16 protein-coding genes and 2 tRNA genes are annotated in these 16,166 nt (G+C 60.2%); 8 read left to right on the top strand and 10 right to left on the bottom strand.

The window, feature by feature from the left end:
• The first annotated feature begins 51 nt into the window (after positions 1 to 51).
• The 4 genes from NKJ64_RS09130 to NKJ64_RS09115 all read left to right on the top strand — a co-directional run bounded on the left by NKJ64_RS09130 (position 52) and on the right by NKJ64_RS09115 (position 4,006).
• A complete protein-coding gene (locus NKJ64_RS09130; protein WP_352462401.1) occupies positions 52 to 990 on the top strand; it encodes a LysR family transcriptional regulator in 939 nt (312 codons plus the stop codon).
• A 974-nt stretch (positions 991 to 1,964) separates the two neighbouring features.
• A complete protein-coding gene (locus NKJ64_RS09125) occupies positions 1,965 to 2,225 on the top strand; it encodes a metal-sensing transcriptional repressor (protein ID WP_023684828.1) in 261 nt (86 codons plus the stop codon).
• On the top strand, positions 2,222 to 3,253 hold the full coding sequence (locus tag NKJ64_RS09120; RefSeq protein WP_023684829.1) for a cation diffusion facilitator family transporter: 1,032 nt from the start codon (positions 2,222 to 2,224) through the stop codon (positions 3,251 to 3,253). Before NKJ64_RS09125 ends, NKJ64_RS09120 begins: the two co-directional genes overlap by 4 nt.
• A gap of 39 nt (positions 3,254 to 3,292) precedes the next feature.
• A complete protein-coding gene (locus NKJ64_RS09115; protein WP_023684830.1) occupies positions 3,293 to 4,006 on the top strand; it encodes a HoxN/HupN/NixA family nickel/cobalt transporter in 714 nt (237 codons plus the stop codon).
• A 742-nt stretch (positions 4,007 to 4,748) separates the two neighbouring features.
• On the opposite strand, the gene NKJ64_RS09110 is transcribed toward NKJ64_RS09115, so the two are convergent.
• The 5 genes from NKJ64_RS09110 to NKJ64_RS09090 all read right to left on the bottom strand — a co-directional run bounded on the left by NKJ64_RS09110 (position 4,749) and on the right by NKJ64_RS09090 (position 8,374).
• The gene (locus NKJ64_RS09110; protein WP_023731497.1) at positions 4,749 to 5,060 is read right to left on the bottom strand and encodes a hypothetical protein; all 312 of its coding nucleotides are present in this window, start codon (positions 5,058 to 5,060) and stop codon (positions 4,749 to 4,751) included.
• Positions 5,061 to 5,928: 868 nt separating this feature from the next.
• Entirely contained in the window at positions 5,929 to 6,222 is a 294-nt protein-coding gene (locus NKJ64_RS09105) for a helix-turn-helix domain-containing protein (RefSeq protein WP_081726963.1), read from the bottom strand.
• A gap of 324 nt (positions 6,223 to 6,546) precedes the next feature.
• A complete protein-coding gene (locus NKJ64_RS09100; RefSeq protein WP_023669226.1) occupies positions 6,547 to 6,846 on the bottom strand; it encodes a DUF1236 domain-containing protein in 300 nt (99 codons plus the stop codon).
• A 383-nt stretch (positions 6,847 to 7,229) separates the two neighbouring features.
• Positions 7,230 to 7,514, bottom strand: coding sequence for a hypothetical protein (locus tag NKJ64_RS09095; protein ID WP_352462400.1), 285 nt, complete (start codon positions 7,512 to 7,514; stop codon positions 7,230 to 7,232).
• A gap of 575 nt (positions 7,515 to 8,089) precedes the next feature.
• Complete coding sequence (locus NKJ64_RS09090) at positions 8,090 to 8,374, bottom strand: hypothetical protein (protein ID WP_023684836.1); 285 nt, start codon at positions 8,372 to 8,374, stop codon at positions 8,090 to 8,092.
• Positions 8,375 to 9,762: 1,388 nt separating this feature from the next.
• On the opposite strand from NKJ64_RS09090, the gene NKJ64_RS09085 reads away from it, so the two are divergent.
• On the top strand, positions 9,763 to 10,053 hold the full coding sequence (locus NKJ64_RS09085; RefSeq protein ID WP_023731498.1) for a hypothetical protein: 291 nt from the start codon (positions 9,763 to 9,765) through the stop codon (positions 10,051 to 10,053).
• Entirely contained in the window at positions 10,046 to 11,233 is a 1,188-nt protein-coding gene (locus tag NKJ64_RS09080) for a site-specific integrase (RefSeq protein WP_050589311.1), read from the top strand. The genes NKJ64_RS09085 and NKJ64_RS09080 overlap by 8 nt, the downstream gene beginning before the upstream one ends.
• Positions 11,234 to 11,278: 45 nt before the next feature.
• On the opposite strand, the gene NKJ64_RS09075 is transcribed toward NKJ64_RS09080, so the two are convergent.
• Positions 11,279 to 11,355 (bottom strand) — tRNA-Asp (locus NKJ64_RS09075).
• Between the two features lie 218 nt (positions 11,356 to 11,573).
• Here NKJ64_RS09075 and NKJ64_RS09070 point away from each other — a divergent pair.
• Positions 11,574 to 11,649 (top strand) — tRNA-Val (locus tag NKJ64_RS09070).
• Positions 11,650 to 11,709: 60 nt separating this feature from the next.
• On the opposite strand, the gene NKJ64_RS09065 is transcribed toward NKJ64_RS09070, so the two are convergent.
• Positions 11,710 to 12,261: a hypothetical protein gene (locus tag NKJ64_RS09065; protein WP_352462399.1), complete on the bottom strand. Its 552-nt coding sequence runs from the start codon at positions 12,259 to 12,261 to the stop codon at positions 11,710 to 11,712.
• 87 nt (positions 12,262 to 12,348) lie between these two features.
• Between NKJ64_RS09065 and NKJ64_RS09060 the strand changes: the two genes are divergently transcribed.
• Positions 12,349 to 13,170 (top strand): M15 family metallopeptidase, encoded by an 822-nt coding sequence (locus NKJ64_RS09060; RefSeq protein WP_023825134.1) that lies wholly within the window; start codon positions 12,349 to 12,351, stop codon positions 13,168 to 13,170.
• Here NKJ64_RS09060 and NKJ64_RS09055 read toward each other — a convergent pair whose 3' ends face one another.
• From NKJ64_RS09055 to NKJ64_RS09045, 3 genes are all read right to left on the bottom strand, one after another.
• The gene (locus NKJ64_RS09055) at positions 13,171 to 13,941 is read right to left on the bottom strand and encodes an SDR family oxidoreductase (protein ID WP_352462398.1); all 771 of its coding nucleotides are present in this window, start codon (positions 13,939 to 13,941) and stop codon (positions 13,171 to 13,173) included.
• A gap of 12 nt (positions 13,942 to 13,953) precedes the next feature.
• Positions 13,954 to 14,949: an ABC transporter permease gene (locus tag NKJ64_RS09050; protein WP_023706422.1), complete on the bottom strand. Its 996-nt coding sequence runs from the start codon at positions 14,947 to 14,949 to the stop codon at positions 13,954 to 13,956.
• A 160-nt stretch (positions 14,950 to 15,109) separates the two neighbouring features.
• The gene (locus tag NKJ64_RS09045) at positions 15,110 to 16,150 is read right to left on the bottom strand and encodes a sugar ABC transporter substrate-binding protein (protein WP_352462397.1); all 1,041 of its coding nucleotides are present in this window, start codon (positions 16,148 to 16,150) and stop codon (positions 15,110 to 15,112) included.
• Between the last annotated feature and the right edge of the window lie 16 nt (positions 16,151 to 16,166).

The following is a 16,166-nucleotide window of genomic DNA, read 5'->3' as shown; positions in this document are numbered from 1 at the left end:
AGGTTGGCGTTGTCTGCCGCCGGGTGGTTATCAGGGAAAGGCGCGCAGGGAATGGAGTTGTTGCAGAGCGACCTCAAGCTCCGTCAGCTGAAGGTCTTCCGGGAAGTGTTGCGGGCCGGTTCGACTAGGCGGGCGGCGGCTGCGCTCGGGATAAGCCAGCCGGCCGTCAGTCAACATGTGAAGCAGCTTGAGACCACGCTCGGCATCACACTCTTCAAGAGATCAGCCAACCGCATCGTCCCCTTGCAGGAAGCCTGGGAACTCCTGCGAAACGTAGAACTGGCCCTGACGTCGCTGGATCGCCTGGACGCGTCGATCTTCGCTATGAAGAACGAGGAAAAGCAGCGGATTGCGATTGCCGCGCCCTCTGTTTTCGGTTTCGTGACCTTGCCCAAGGTCGTGGCGATTATCCGCTCAAAGACCGCTTCGAATGTCCGGTCGATTTCTGGAAGCTACGAGCAGATCGGCGAACACATCCTGGCCGGCCGCGCCGATCTTGGAATTTCGAGACTGCCTCTGGATCCAGGCTTGTTTGAATGGGCGCCGCTTGGGTCGGCACGAAACGTATGCATTTTTCATCCCGACCACCGCTTTTCAAAACAGACCTGTATCGAGGCGCAAGACCTGGCAGGCGAAACGATCGTCGATATCGATCCCCAGTTTGCCGCCCACCAGATGAACTTCAATGCCTTGCGCTTCGCCGGCGTTGAGCCGGACATACTGGTGGAATTCGATTGCAACGGTCACGAAGCCGGATACGTTTCGGCTGGCCTGGGCATTTCGATCACAAACGAGATCATCGCACGTGAGTACGCGGCGTTTCAGCTGGGAGTAAGGCCAGTGGAACCGTCCGCGCTCTATCACTACGTGGCGATTTGGCAGAGGGGAAGGACCTTTTCCAACGCCTTGAATGTATCGCTCGAGGCGATAATCACAGCGTTTTCGAAGACGCCGACGAGAGAGCAACAGTTTCTCCAGACGTCGTCCTAGCCGGCCATGGTTTATTTCGGTTGGGACGTGCCGCATAAGGCCCAACCGGGAGGCTTTCTGCGAAGTGGCGCGAATGGCTAGCCTGAACGGCCAAACTGATAGCGAGCGCTCCGCGAACGGCTGGATCGACGGCCCCTATCCGGCGCAGATGGTGCCGTTGGCCGTTCCCGAAGCGGTGCAGGAATTGGTGGCTTCCAGTCTAGAAGTCCAGTCTCGCCCAATGGGCGGCCCTACGCCGCCTTAAGCGCAGGCAATTGCGGGATTACGCTCACCAGGCAGGGTGCTGGTCTGGACTGGCACTGGCAATCCGAAAAGCGGACAGACCTCCCAGAGCGCCGGCAGCTTGTTGCAGAGCTTGCGCGCTCCACGCCGTCCTTTCATGGCGCGGCGAAGTTTCTGTGTCGCGCTCGCAGGGCACCAACTCGCCGCTCCCTGGATCCTTGGGGAGCGACGAGCGCGGGTTGCTACCGAACCTTCCGCCGTCGTTGAACTATGCTGGATGAGTCCAGCTACTCCAGATCGATTGCCCGCCGGCTCATGCTGGCGGGCTTTTTGCGTCAGCCGGGAACATTCCCGCTCCAAGGCAGTTCGGTCACACCCGGCTCGTTCTTCAGCGGTCCGGCCGGTGACCAAGATGCGTCCCTCACTCGTCATGGTCGGCCCGCGCAGCCTCGGAAGCCGGCGCGGGCCATCCATCACAAAGCCCGCTGATCCGACCGACGGGCTTCTTCAGTTTCACCACGCAAAGAAAGGCCCGGTCGTGAACTGACCCCATCGAAGTTGGACGGTTCATTGAGTTGGTAGGTTTAATGGCTGGTTCCTGTATTGCACAGGGGCAAGCCCTTTCAAGCCCAGATTCCAATTTCCGGAACCATTCAGCGCCATGGATACACGCTCTGCGGGGTGGCTGATCAAGAGCCGATCTGCCCTCACATCATACTTGACGCATCCTCCCTGGGGGGATACCGGTGGGCATGTCCGAAGGCATCCATAGTTCTCATCCGGCTATCGTGAAGCGCTTAAAGCGCGCACAGGGGCATCTTGCATCCGTGCTTGGCATGTTCGAGGCGCAGCGATCCTGCCTGGACCTGGCGCAGCAACTCCATGCAGTGGAGAGCGCCATCAGCAGCGCAAAGCGAGAACTGATCCACGATCATATCGAACATTGTCTGATCGACACGGAAGCGGGAGGCAACTCGCTGGCAGAGCTCAAGCAACTGGCGAAATACCTATGACCAGTATCGGCGCACGCGTCTTGGATTGGTTCGGCTTCGGGTCACATGATCATGACGCGCATGCTCATGACGATGGCTCGCACGGCCATACGCACGGGGTCATCGACGCAACGATTGCAACCACTGACCGCGGCATCTGGGCCGTCAAATGGTCGTTCGTCATCTTGGCCATGACGGCGGCATTGCAGATGGCCGTGGTGTTGGTGTCACGCAGCGTGGCGCTGTTGGCCGATACGATCCACAACATAGGCGACACCACAACCGCCATTCCGCTCTGGATCGCATTCATGCTGGCACGACGCAAGCCGTCACGGACCTTCAGCTACGGCCTTGGCAGGGTAGAGGATCTGGCCGGTATCATTATCGTGCTGATCATTCTGTTCAGCGCCATCGTCGCCGGGTACCAGGCTATCGAGCGCCTGGTCAGTCCGCAGGCAGTGACTCATCTCGGTTGGCTGACCGCGGCGGGCATTGTCGGCTTCCTCGGGAATGAGGCCGTCGCGGTGTTTCGCATCCGTATCGGCAGGGAAATCAACAGTGCGGCGCTCGTCGCCGACGGCTACCATGCCCGCACCGACGGGCTTACCAGCCTTGCAGTGGTCATCGGCGCCATGGGCGTCTGGCTCGGATTTCCACTGGCCGACCCGATCATCGGGCTTCTCATCACGGTCGCTATATTCGGTATCGTCTGGCAATCGGCGCGCTCAGTGCTCACCCGCATGCTCGACGGCGTCGAGCCGGGCGTGATGGCCGAAATTCAGCATGCCGCTGCGCATGTGCAGGGTGCTCGCGTTGTCGACGCCAAGGCCCGCTGGATTGGCCACAAGTTGCATGCCGACATCGCTATTGCAGCCGACGGAACCTTGCCTCTCTCAGAGGCAAACAAGATCACGGCGGCGCTGGAGAACGAACTGTTCGAACACATGCCGGCGCTCGCAGCTGCCAACATCCGGTTTTCGACCGACCAAGGTGAGCACGAGCATCCGCACTCTCATGATCAGGGCGAACATCACGGCCACCAGCACTGACAACTGCCGGAAACCACTCGCTTTTGCCGGTCTCGGCTGATGTTCCAGGCGCTTGTCGAATTTCAGCGCTCCATATACCTGGCGCTCGCAGATCAGATAAAGCTGCTGTCAGTTGGCGGTGATTGGCTTGCGTTCCTTGCCTTTCTGCCGATGGGCCTCCTGTTCGGTGCGGCACATGCTCTGACGCCCGGCCACAGTAAGGCTGTCTTGGCGACTTACCTTGCAGGTTCGGATGCGAAGGTTTCGCGCGGCCTCCTGGTGTCGATTACGCTGTCCTTCACTCACGTGGCGACAGCGGTGCTGATCGCCGTATTCTCCCTGCCGCTCGTCTCGATTGCATTGGGCAGCGTTGGACGCGCACCACTGCTTGAGGGTGTGAGTCGCGGTCTGCTCGGGCTGATCGGCGTCTGGATGCTTTGGCGTTCGGTGAGCCACGGCCACCATCACAAGCATGAGGGCGAGGCCGTTGGAGTCATGGCCGGTTTGATTCCGTGCCCGCTGACCCTTTTTGTCATGACCTTCGCGATTTCCAGAGGGGTGCCGGGAGCTGGAATTCTGTTCGCAATCACCATGATGGTGGGCGTGGCCCTAACGCTGTCCAGCGTGGCGGTACTGTCGATCTTGTTTCGGGAGCGCCTGGTGCATTTTTTCGACAGCAGGCCACGGCTGTTCGATACCATATCGCGAGCAATCGAAGGCGCAGCGGGCCTTGCCCTCGCCAGCGTAGCGGTCTGGCAACTTACAGCCGGATAGAGCCACAGCTGTCCACAGACCCTCTCCTTTCTTAGGAAAAGGCGAAGAGAAGCTGCGGCACGCAAGGCTGCTGGATTCCGGGAGGATGATGCAAATGGCCATGCCTAAGAAAGATCAGGAACGCGCCACCTACGCCTGGATGTACGGCGCCTAAGCGCGCAAGGATGGCAAGGAGCGTGAGGTGCCAGCTTACTGGCAGGAACATGCCGACGCGTGGCTGCAGGGCTTTGACGGTGTGGCGATGGACGGTTTTGGCAAGACCAAGACCGTCAACGACGAGACATGGAAGCCGAGGTCGACGAAGCTGCCGTCGAGCGCCCCGACGAATAGCCATTTTGCCGTATGCCGTATGGTCGTTTTTAATTGGAGAAGGGTTTGGTTGGGCCTATAAAGATTGCGTTTACCATTGCCTTTTTAGGGAGAATGCGATGGTTGCAACGCCCATAGAAATCGCCCAAGCCGCTACTGCGACTACGGCCACCTTGCTGAAGTGGCAGAAGTCCATGGAGGAACGCGCCACATTTCGCCAGAACATGGATCAATCGCGCAGGGCGATCCAAGCCTCACGCGATCTGCTGAAGCGCCTTCGCCAACGTCATCGCGACGACATGGCGGAAAGTTCGGAAATGCCAACCCGTCTACTGTGCCGATATCGCAACGCGCCGGCAGCTAGCGGGAGGCGACCAGAGCCGATGTGAAGGAGAAAGTTTCAGTGGGCTGTTCCTGGGGTCGGCAACGAAGTTTAAGCCTTGTCAACCAGCGACTTTTTTCGCCCGCGTGGAAGCGCCACATGTCTTTCGACCAGGCGCACGTGCTCGGCGTCGACAGTCACCAATGGCCGGAGGCTGACGGTTACCTTGTCCCCGTCGATGCGTGTGACAGGGCCGATCAATTCCATATGCTGGCCAATTACAGCCTTCGAAGTCGAATCGACAACAGAATGCGGGAAGTCGTAGGAGGGGATCGTCACGCTTATGCGATCGGGCGTCACGCGGCCGCGCACAATCGCCGTGACTGCGACCTCGTCGCCAACTTTGATAGTTCCCCGAGCCATGCCCAAGACTTTGGAGCAGCCGGCGCCAGCGTCAAGATGAGGGGGAGCTAATAAAACCCCTCCGCGCCGCGATGCAACATCCAGCGCTAATGCGGATTCCACCTTGAGAGATCGATTCCCCAGGTCTTATAATCCGTAATTAGCCTATTGGAGGTGGAGGGAACTGCGATGGGCGGCACAGTTCAGAACACACACTCAGACAGTGTGGAGTGGCCGAAGCCTGCTGAGAATGGCTGGTCCGCGTTATAGAGAAGGGCAAGGAAGACAGCTGATCGAGCTCGAATCTTATGCCATGGCCTCTGCGGAAGGCCAACGGATCCGTCTAATCTCGAGAAGTTCGGTCGCGAGGCTTTGCCGGTCCTGGCCCATTCCACTGGATGAACTGCGCGTTCTGGCCGGTGATACGAGCCTTTGAGCTACGGCCGAGTATGGTGAGGCCACGGAGACGATCCGGATCGAAGGGCAAGGAACAGCTTGCCTGCCCCCTTCAGCATTTGGACTTAGGTCTGATTGCTCCGCGTAAATGGCCGAAGCCGGAAACATTTCTCCTTCTACTTTGTTGCAGTGGCCGTGCCGCTGAGGAGAACATGCACAGCGCCTCTATCAAATGAACTTCGCGACGTACCTTTAGAATTCCAATGCCCCTCCTGTTCACGCGCTATGGTGAGAAGGGGATCCTGGCTGAAACGATTGCCGGTTTCAAATGCGATAGTTGCAGGTCCAGAGTGCGGATCGGCTACCAAGAGAAGCTGGCCATATTCGAGCGGCACCTTAGAAAGGTGAGCGCCAGCACAAAGTCAGTGAACAACCGCCCTTGTTAGCGGCCGCTTTAGAGATCGGGTGCAGTGGGTACACGGGCTTTTCCCCGCTATCCTTTTTTCTCCCGGCCCCGCCACCGTCTATTATCGGCGGCTAGGCCGCTATCACCTTCTGAGCGGGCTAGCGATGGAGTGCCTTGGACGGTGAAAACGATTCCGGCATCCTCAAACGCTTTGCGGATGGCGGCGATGTTGTGGGGACGCGGCTTCCTGAATCCGTTCTCAAGATCGCTGATCACCATTTCGCTAAGATTGGCCTTGGCGGCAAGTCGCACACGCGGCCAGTTCAGTAGGGCTCGTGCTGCTCTGACTTGATCTGCTGAGAGGAAGGTTCGGCTGTCCATAGCCAGTCGAACATTTAGTAACGCTAAACTGTTCCTCTTGACCTTCTGCGATTTCTAACGGTGTGAGGCCGGCCTGTCGCAAGCCGTCATCGATTGTGGCTGCAACCTTTCGGACGGTTGTTACCTCGGCTCCAACAAGACGTGCTGCCTGCATTCTTGCTTGGAGATCAGCCAAGCGGGCAGCCAGGGCTTGCGTCCTCTCGAGTTCAGGGTTCGTCATGTTCATTGTCCGGCTGAGTGGCAATTTGAATTTGTCCGGCTGAGTATCGTTTGAATGCACACACTCGCCACCCAAGGGTGGCGAGCGTGGGTTCGTTCGAAATCTCAGTCGTAAACTTTCACGATCTTGCGGGTGCCCGGATCGACCAGGACCGTGCGGTTGTCGACCACCACGTAACGGTATTTGACGTTCGGGACCTCGTGGATCTCAACAGTTTCCGGCAGAGCTGTCCCGACGTTCAATTCCACGCCGGGAAGGTTCACCGAAGCCAAGGGCTGCTTCTTGACATACTCACGGATGACCGTGTCCTGTTCCGGCTGGATGATAATGTCGTCAGCGGCGGCGGAGCCGATCCCCGCCAAGAGCAACATGGCTGCGGCGGTGTTCACGAAGTGCATCTTCATATCTTCTCTCCTGCAAGGACCGGCACACGACGATCATCGTCCCGCACTGCCCGGCAACCAACTTTGAACCGGGGTAAACGTTCCCGCCTACGCACCTTTGTCTAATCCGATTGGTCTAAAGTCCGACCGTACAACGCAATGGTCTTACCTTTGGACTAGGCGGAACGGATTAGGGCTTCAGGTTGTTGGTTCTCCACAACGGGAGAGAACAAATGGATCAAAGTGTTGGCCAGGCGCGATGGTTGCTCGCACCGATTTTTGCAACAGCCGTTACCTTTCTGGTAATGGCGGTCGTCCTTAGCTGACATGTCTTGGATCGGCGCAGCCAGGTCCCTTCCTGCGCTGATAGGATTCGCGAGTTGCTTGAGCGGCTGGCGAATCCTCTATTTTACCGTGCGCTGGGCCTGCTCCTTCAGCAGGCGGGGCGCTTCGTTCAGCTCATGTAACTTGGGAGGTTTACTATGGATCGGCGATCCTTTTTGACAGCGATATTTGGCGTTGCAGGGGCAGCAGCCTTTGCAAGCGCGGTCCGGCCTATCAACGCATTGGCCGGTGTTCCAGCGGCCAAAAGCGGCATTCTCGAAGAACTCGACGCGCCAGACGCCTTCGACAACGAAGGTACTCACGCGGAAGTGGAGCCGGTCAACCATCGGCGCTACTACGACCAAGATTACGACCCAGACTACGACCCAGATTACTACCACCGGCGCCGCCGCCGCCGGCGGGGCTGGAGAAGAGTCTGCCGTAGTTACTGGCGACACGGGCGCCGTCGGGTCCGGTGCTATCGCCGACGTGGTCCTTCGATCGTCTTGCGATTTTAGCTAGTCGGCTGCTTCTGCCCATGGCCCGTTCCGGCTGACGTGCTGAGAACGGGCCGGTACGATTCCTTTTTCGTGGCAAACGCAATCCATCTGTCCAAGGGCACTCATCAGCAGGGCCGATGGACCTGACTTACAGCTTGGTGGTGTCGCTGTGGTGCGCCAGGAGCGGTCTGACGATCCCTCTTGTGCAGCCCTTCGGCTGCCGCCCAGCCTAGGAAGGCTTTTCGGAACGTTTGGTTCTGGCCGTTAGGCCACGGGGCCAAGCTCAGCCATCAGGACACCCCGCAAGCGATGAGCAGCGGGGCCTGGTAAGGCCCGGCGACCTCCTTTTGACATACGGGGAGAAACCAAGAAGGGCGCCGAGCCTTACCGGCGCTGCTTTGAGGGAGCGACGCCGGACGAGATGAGAGTAGGCGATAATGCTAATCTCTGCGGACCATGCAAATGAAGGAAAGCCGTGTGCGATTCTTCGCTATCCAGCCACGAACCTCTGCCTTTCGGACATGGCGGTCCGTCGCTCGATCGAAGATGAAGAACGCCTGATGTAGCTGCTCGACTTCGTAGAGCCCGACCCGGATCTCGAACCCTGTCTGGCCGGTGGCATCGAAGTCACCGGGACCGATGACAGGGAAGGCGACGACCATGGCGAAGCGGACGACGAGCGCGAAGCCGCCGATGCCGAGTATGGCTTCATAGAGGGAGGGCAAGGCCTCTAATTGTCCGGTCGAGAATGAATAGCCGGCTGCCTGACGGTGGCTGGCTTCAGTTTTTGTGTGGCACGATGTAGCGACTGCTCACCGCACCCGCCCCTGTGCCCCGCGTGACGACAATCGTGCTATACCCGGCTGGAACGGAACCTGTAGCGGAGGGATCGATCGAACTGCATCGCCCCACGATCTCCCCGTTGGGAGCGCCCTCGAGCCTCACGGATAACGCCAACTGGCATGTGTCAAGGGATCCGAACATGGACGGTGATGTATCGAGTGGCTTGCAGACTCCCTGGGCGGGACTGCAAGAAAGCAAAATCATCACAGCTGCAGTTGCCGGATCCATTCGTGAAGCTCCGTTGTTCGACGAGCCTCAACGCAGAATAGCGAGCTTTGTTTCGTCGGTGCTAAAATACGAGTTTTCTGGTCTGGCTCACGGTGGCGGGCTTTCCATTGTCACAGCTTTCGCCTCTCAATTGTCCCGATCCCGACCGGTAAAACAGCGCGATCGGGTCTCAGCCACAGGCCGACGACTATTTCGACCTAATGGTCTCGGAGCGAGCGCGGCTGCCCCATCCACGGTGTAGAGCGTGCTCCAGCTCTACAACTTACAGCGAAGGTTTCGTCTTTGAGATCGTCGAGCGCCGCGGCTGTCGCGGTTACCGGGCTCCCAACGCTCTCTTCCGCATTGCCGGCAGAGGCGAACACTGCGACCAAAAGGCATGCCAAGGATCTGACCGTTACGACGTGAGATGGCCACTGGACGGATATGGCAAGGGAACCTTGGATCGATCCTGACCATGCCGGGCCGATGCTGACGCGCATGCCGTTGGCTCATCGAGACCGAGGAATTCGCAGAGACCATTCATGCTCGCTAACTGCGCATCTCCATGTCAGTCGTCGTAGTCGGGAAGAAATCGATTTCGTTGCCGAAGCAAGTTCGTGACCGTGAAATCAGCTAACCGGCGCCGAAGGAGCGTCAGCATGGCGACGCCGCAGGCGAGACGCCGGGCCGCCGCCCCAAACGAGGGTGCCGTTTCAAGGCTGGTGATTTCGCCAGAGCACAGGGTGCGATTCTGACTACCCACAAGCCAGACGCTGTCATGGCGATGCTGGGTTGGCCGGGCGTAGCGGCTTCGAAGCCGCCGATTACTAGTATTCTCGCTCTGTGGCTGCCGATTCTGCGATTAAGGATTGGATGAATAGGCATGGGGGAGAAAGGCCGCTATTCTAAGCCTCATTCCCCCTCGATGCAGGAATAACGAGATCATGGAGTAGGAAAATCTCATGCTATACGGCGGAGGTTCTTACACGGGCGAGATTCACACCCGCCCAACCACAAGGCGCCCATCCGCTGCCCGATGGACGGTGGATAGAGTTTTGGTGCCATGAGCCAAACCCACACATTACAACCGTCATCTATCCGCTTCCCGGTACAACCACGGCTGGTGCCGGCGATCAAGGCGGCGCGTTATCTCCACCTGACGCTGCGGGAATTCATGGAATTGCTGCCCGAGTTGCAGGATCAAGGCTTTCCCAAGGCCTGCCCAATCACCGGCAACTACGACATGGTTGCGATCGACGCCTGGCTCGATCAACGCTCGGGTCTTGCAGGATCAGGATCCGGCGCGCAGTCTAGCATTGACATTGCAAGAGCGAGGCTGGCGACCCTTGGGTAAGATCAAGTTGAAGCACTACGTCATCCGTAAGGGCAAATACGGCTACTGGCTGCCGACGCCGAAGATGGTCGAAGCTGGCTTCAGATGCATTTCCTGTGGAATCGACGGGCCTGAGGCTTGGACGATAGCCCGGGAGTGGGAAGACCGCTGGCAGGAACTCCGCAAGGGCAGGGAGCCGTCGCGCCTGCATGTATGGCCAAAGGATTCCATCGGAGACGCCTTTGCACGCTATCGCCGCATGGATGCATGGAAGCGCAAGCCACCGCGCACCCGCGAGGATTGGGAGCGCGGTTGGACCTTCATCGAGCCGTACTTCGCCGACCTGCCGCCAGCCGACATCACCCTCGAGCTGCTCGACGACTGGTATGGCCGTCTGCTGCGGGTCAAAGGTGTCGACATCGCCTACCGTGCCGTAAAGACGTGGCGTTCGCTCTATAATGTCATGGCCGGCATGAAGCTATGCCCGCCCGGCTCCGACCCATCGCAGGCGATCCGCCGCCAGACGCCACCACCGCGCCACCAGACCTGGACGGCAGGCGAGGCGGTGCGCATGGTCAAGGGCGCCTGGCGCGCCGGCTACCGCGGACTGGCCTGCATCATCGCCGTTGCGTGGGACACGAGCTTCTCACCCGTCGACGTGCGCACGCTCAAACCGGCGCAGGCAATGCAGACAGCACAGGAATGGGGTTTTCTGATTGCACGCAGCAAGAGTGGCGAGGCGGCTTTCGGCACGCTGTCGTCACGCACGCAGCGCCTGGTGCTGGCCTATGTCGAATCACTAGGCGTCACCCTGCTTGACGATGCGCCGATCTTTCGCTCGCGCGGTTTCGCGCCGGGCCTGAAGGGCGGCCGGCCGCGCGCCGGCGTGCCTTACACGAAGGATTCTCTGGTCGACGACTTTGCCGATCTGCGCACGCTGGTATTCGGGACATCGGAGAAGCGGCGGCTGATGGACATGCGGCGTTCCGGCGCGGTCGAGGCGAATGCCGGAGGCGCGTCGGTCGAGGCAATCTCGGCCAAGATGGGCAATTCGATCGACGGGAACAAGGCGCTGCAGAAGACCTATATGCCGGTCAATCTGGCCGCCGTCCGCTCAGCCGATGCCAGCCGCCGCAAGGGCAGAAAGCTGCTTGGCCTGGAACGGAACGAATACAGAAAGTTGAAACTCTCCGGAGAATGAGAGTTGAAACTTTTCAAGGGGCGGTAGCTAACCCCTTGAAATGAATGGCGCGAGTGACGGGGCTCGAACCCGCGACCTCCGGCGTGACAGGCCGGCACTCTAACCAACTGAGCTACACCCGCGCATTGGACGAGCACGTGTCAGCCGTGTTCGTCGTTGGGGCGGTGGATAAGGGGTTCGCCACCGGGTGTCAAGCGCAGCTGGACAGCATAAACGCAAACAGGAGATGGTTTTTTGACAGGCGGCACTTTGCCCGCGAAAACCAGTATGCGGCTAAGCTCGCAGCTGTTCATTTGGTCTTGCGAAGCCGGTTGCGACCGCTTAAAGGTCCGGCCGGAGCGGGCGATTAGCTCAGTTGGTAGAGCGCTTCGTTTACACCGAAGATGTCGGCGGTTCGAGCCCGTCATCGCCCACCAAGATCCCGGATTCCGGGCGCGGCCTCAAAGAGCCGCCCCCCCTTTCATGCCGGCACCAGTCTACTTCCTGATGTAGCAGGTCTTCTTCGCACGGGGAGCGGGATCCTCGTCAAAGGCATCGTTGCCGCAGCGCACGCCGTTCCTGAAAACGCCTTGCGTGAACCGACCGCGCGCTCCGTATCTGACCACTTGGCGGCCACGGAAATCACAGAACTGATTCTCCCGGGCGCAGGCCACCCATCTGCCGCGGCCCTGGCCGTAATCATCATCGCCGTAATTGTCGCCGTCGTCGTCATTGTCGCCATAGTCGTTACCGCCCCCGCGCTTCACGATATAGCAAGCCTTGTCGCGGCCGGGCGCCGGGTCCCCAAAGACGCGATTCGTACACGGCACGGCACGGCGATCGAAGAAGCGGGAGGTGGTCTGGCCGCGCGCGCCGTAGACCACTTCCGAGGGGTAGGGCAGGCGGCACGTGCCGCCTTCATCGGCGCATTTCTGCATGCGCTGGGCCGACGCGGTGGCGGGGAAAAGGATAGAAACTGACGAGGCCAGGCCGACCAGGCAAATGAATGTAAACGTCATCCGGATCAAAGCAGTGAAGGTTTTTGACATGATTTTGTCTCCCGTTCGATTCGACCAGCATGGTACAGCTGCCTTGTTAAATGCACGATGAATGAAAGCCCTCGCGGAGGCAGCACAATGATCGACCATCCACGGCGGCTGATGTTACAGCTGCTATTGGCATTGGCAATCTCTGGTATTGGGCGCTTCGCCTATGCGGGGAATGTGGGCGACGGCGTCGACCAGCCCGCCGCCAAGGCAGCCTTGCTCAAGGCCTATCCCGGCCTTTTCACCATTTCGGGCAATGTCCTGACCTGGACCGACGGCACCACCATGGTGTGGAACGACGGCAAGGCGCGCGACGCCGACGCGCTGCTTGAGAGCCCCGACATCGAAGACATGTTTCGCTACGTCTATCCCAGAGCAGCCGAGGGCGCGCTGGTCCCGGCGGAGGATTTCGATCCCGGCCGTATCCGCAATGAACCTTTCTTCGAGAAGCTCTACGGGGCAAGTGCCGCCGAGGTGGGCAAGCACATCGCCAACGTCAAATGGTTGCCGAAGCTCGGCAAGAAGACCGTGCAGGTCACCAGGATTTTCGGCATCAACGACCGGCTGGGCAAGGTCTCCGCTGCGCTTGAGGCGATGCCCGCGGAGCTGAGCCGTTACGGGCTCAAGCCCGGCGGCGGCTTTGTCTGGCGGCCGATCGCCGGCACCGACCGGTTGAGCGTTCACTCGTTCGGAGCGGCCTTCGATATCAATGTCGGCTTCTCCGACTATTGGTACAACAACAGGAACAAAACCAACCCGAAGGCCCACATTCCCTTCAAGAACCGGATTCCGCTGGAAATCGTGGAATTGTTCGAGAAAAACGGCTTCATCTGGGGCGGGCGCTGGTATCACTACGACACCATGCACTTCGAGTACCGGCCTGAGTTGCTGCTGTACAAGAAATCCGGCTGATCACGGCGGCAGCAGCCGGAAATCCTTGCCTTCGGGGAGCAACTGGCCGCCGTCGACGACGATGGTGGTGCCGGTGATGTAGCTGGCATCGTCGGAGGCGAGGAACAGGAAGGCGTTGGCGACGTCGCGCGGACTGCCGAGGCGTCCGAGCGGGATCGAATCCTCCATGTTCTTGATGTAGGCGGCGCCGCGATGCAGCTCGATCGCTTCGGTCAGGATGTTGCCGGGCTCGACGCCGTTGACGGTGATGCCGTAGCCCGAAAATTCCAGCGCCGCCGAGCGGATGAAGCCGTTGATGCCGGCCTTGCTGGCGGCATAGTGGCCGTGGCCGGGGCTGGTGACGTGCGGACCGGTGATCGACGAGGTGTAGAGCATGCGCCCGTAACCTTGCGCCTTCATCGGCGCCAGCGCCGCCAGCGTGGCGTTGAACGTGCCGCGCAGATTGACCGCCATCACCCGGTCCCAGTCGTCCGGGCTGGTGTTTTCGATCAGCTGCCAGGGATAGATGCCGGCATTCTGCACGACGATGTCGAGGCGGCCATGGCGGCTCAGCGCCAGCGCCACCGCAGCTTCTGCATCGGCCATTTGCGAGATGTCGGTGCGAATGAAATCCGCGCCGAGCTCGTCCGCGGTCGCCTGGCCGGCTTCGGCCTCGCTGTCGGCCAGGACCAGCCTTGCGCCTTCCTCGGCAAAGCGCAGCGCAATGCCCTTGCCGATGCCGCGCGCGCTGCCGACGATAAGCGCGACCTTGCTTTCGAGCCGTCCTGTCATGCCAGCCGTCTCCTATGCCAGTCTTTGGCGAATGGTTTGCTTGAAGGCGTCGAGCAGCACGGCGGCGAGCACCAAAAGGCCGTGGATCACCTGGGTGAAATTCGCCGGCAGGCCCATCAGATTGATCGCCGTGTTGATAGAGGAGAGCAGCAGCACGCCGGCATAGACCCCGGGCAAGGTGCCGACGCCGCCTTTCAGGCTGACGCCGCCGATGACGACGGCGGCAAAGGCGTTGAACAACAGCCCGGTCCCGAGATTGGCGGTGGCGCCCGAGGTGCGGATGGCGAGCAGCCAGCCGGCGAGGCCGGCGATGGCGCCAGCCAGCACGAAGGCGATGATCAGGTTGCGGTTGACGCGGATGCCGGCGCGGAAGGTCGCTGTCTCATTGCCGCCGATCATTACGAGGTGGCGGCCGAACGGCGTCTTGGCCATGAGCAGCGAGAACAGGACGAAACAGGCGACGGCGATCCAGGCGGTCAGCGGCAGGCCGGCCATTCGCTGGATGCCGAACCAGCGGATGGCCGGCGCCAGATCCTGTGCCGAGCGGCCGCCGGAAATCACCAGCACCAGGCCGCGCACCCAGATGTAGGACGCCAGCGTAATGATAAAGGCGCTCATCTTCACCTTGACCACGAGATAGCCGTTGAAGGCGCCGATGAGGCCGCCGACGGCCAGCGCAACCAGCAGCGAAACCGGAACCATCAGCCATTGCGGATTGAGCTGTATGCCCATGCCGATGCCCGATGAGCAGAACAGGATGCCGACCGCCATGGCGCTGAGTGCGGCTACCGATTCCACCGACAGGTCCATATGGCCGGCAATGATGACCAGCGACAGGCCGATCGACATCACGCCGAGAACGCTCGAGGCCTCGATGATGTTGGCGAAGATGCCGAGCTGGAAGTAGTTGGGGACGAAGACGGAAAAGACAACCAGCACAAAGATCAGCATGAACCAGACGAGGTTGTCGAGGACGAACTCCAGGGCTTTGCGGCTGCGCGGGTTCATGGGCTGATCCGGTTGGCGCCCCCGAGAAAATCAGGCTGAGAAATCAACTCGATTTCGTCGGGTTCAGGCGCGGGTTTAGGTTCGCCACGGTGTCCTGGGACGCGGCGTCGTGAATGGGCAGGCTCCGGGCCGCAATGGCCCGGAGCGCTTCGCTAGGCGACTATTCGACAGACTTGATCGTGTCCGTCGGCGGCTTCTGGTTGCCCCAGAAGGCCGGATTGTCGACGTTTTCCTTGGTGATGGCGGCGCCCGGGATCTTGATGTTGGGGCCCCAGCTCTCCTTGGTCACGGTCGACTTCAAGCCGAGCACGTCATACTCGCCAGGCTTGATTTCCTGCTTGCCGGCGATCTTGTCCATGAACATCGCCACGGCCGCGGCCTGCGCGTAGAGCGGCTGCTCGACTTCGACATTGAGCCAGCCCTTGCGGATCAGGTCGAGACCGACCGGAGCGCCGTTCGAGCTCATCAGCATGACGTCGCCCGGCTTCTTGCCGGCGGCCTCGAGCGAGGCGACGGCTGCGACCGACAGGTGCGCGGCATGGCTGAAGATCAGGTCGATGTCGGGGTTGGCGAGCATCTGGTCGGCAACGATCGTGCCGGCGTTGCTGGCTTCCCATTGCATGGCCGGCAGCGAGATGATCTTGACGTCAGGAAACGCCTTCAACTTCTCCTCGAAACCCTTCTGGATGTCGAGCGTGTAGGGATCGCCGGGATCGCCGAGCACCTGCAGGATCTTGCCCTTCACAGAACCGTTCTTGGCGGTCAGAAGCTTTTGCGCCTGCTCGGCGGCGACGTAGCCGATCTCGACCGTGCCCGCCACCGAGGTGAAATCGGACGGGGTCGAGGTGATCTGGCGGTCGAACTCGGCCACCGGGATGCCGGCTGCACGCGCCGCTTCGATGGACGGCTTCAGCGCGTTGAAATCGACGGCGGCCAGGATGATCGCCGCCGGCTTCAGCGCAATGACGTCGTTCATCTGCGATTGCTGCGCGTCGGTCTTGTTGTCGGCGTTGAGTGTTTTCACCTCATAGCCGACCTGCTTGAGGAACAGCTCCAGCGCGCTCACCGAGCCGGTCTGGAATTCATCGAGCAGGGTCGGGACCATATAATAGACGGTTCCCTTGGTCTGGGACATTGCCGGCGTGAGCGAGGCAAGAGCCAGTGCCAGGATACCGAAGACAAGAACCAGTATTCGCTTCATGTCGTTCGCTCCTCTT

Source organism: Mesorhizobium sp. M0062, from assembly GCF_040323125.1.
Classification (GTDB): domain Bacteria; phylum Pseudomonadota; class Alphaproteobacteria; order Rhizobiales; family Rhizobiaceae; genus Mesorhizobium.
Note: the sequence above shows the minus strand (reverse complement) of the source record. Positions and strands in the feature narration are given on the sequence as shown.

What these genes read in the sequence shown, in the direction of transcription:
- NKJ64_RS09125 (WP_023684828.1), top strand. Translation starts at nt 1,965, where the DNA reads ATGTCCGAAGGCATCCATAGTTCTCATCCGGCTATCGTGAAGCGCTTA.
- NKJ64_RS09050 (WP_023706422.1), bottom strand. Translation starts at nt 14,949, where the DNA reads ATGAACCCGCGCAGCCGCAAAGCCCTGGAGTTCGTCCTCGACAACCTC.
- NKJ64_RS09110 (WP_023731497.1), bottom strand. Translation starts at nt 5,060, where the DNA reads ATGGCTCGGGGAACTATCAAAGTTGGCGACGAGGTCGCAGTCACGGCG.
- NKJ64_RS09100 (WP_023669226.1), bottom strand. Translation starts at nt 6,846, where the DNA reads ATGAAGATGCACTTCGTGAACACCGCCGCAGCCATGTTGCTCTTGGCG.
- NKJ64_RS09055 (WP_352462398.1), bottom strand. Translation starts at nt 13,941, where the DNA reads ATGACAGGACGGCTCGAAAGCAAGGTCGCGCTTATCGTCGGCAGCGCG.
- NKJ64_RS09130 (WP_352462401.1), top strand. Translation starts at nt 52, where the DNA reads ATGGAGTTGTTGCAGAGCGACCTCAAGCTCCGTCAGCTGAAGGTCTTC.
- NKJ64_RS09060 (WP_023825134.1), top strand. Translation starts at nt 12,349, where the DNA reads ATGATCGACCATCCACGGCGGCTGATGTTACAGCTGCTATTGGCATTG.
- NKJ64_RS09085 (WP_023731498.1), top strand. Translation starts at nt 9,763, where the DNA reads ATGAGCCAAACCCACACATTACAACCGTCATCTATCCGCTTCCCGGTA.
- NKJ64_RS09115 (WP_023684830.1), top strand. Translation starts at nt 3,293, where the DNA reads ATGTTCCAGGCGCTTGTCGAATTTCAGCGCTCCATATACCTGGCGCTC.
- NKJ64_RS09065 (WP_352462399.1), bottom strand. Translation starts at nt 12,261, where the DNA reads ATGTCAAAAACCTTCACTGCTTTGATCCGGATGACGTTTACATTCATT.
- NKJ64_RS09105 (WP_081726963.1), bottom strand. Translation starts at nt 6,222, where the DNA reads ATGGACAGCCGAACCTTCCTCTCAGCAGATCAAGTCAGAGCAGCACGA.
- NKJ64_RS09120 (WP_023684829.1), top strand. Translation starts at nt 2,222, where the DNA reads ATGACCAGTATCGGCGCACGCGTCTTGGATTGGTTCGGCTTCGGGTCA.
- NKJ64_RS09045 (WP_352462397.1), bottom strand. Translation starts at nt 16,150, where the DNA reads ATGAAGCGAATACTGGTTCTTGTCTTCGGTATCCTGGCACTGGCTCTT.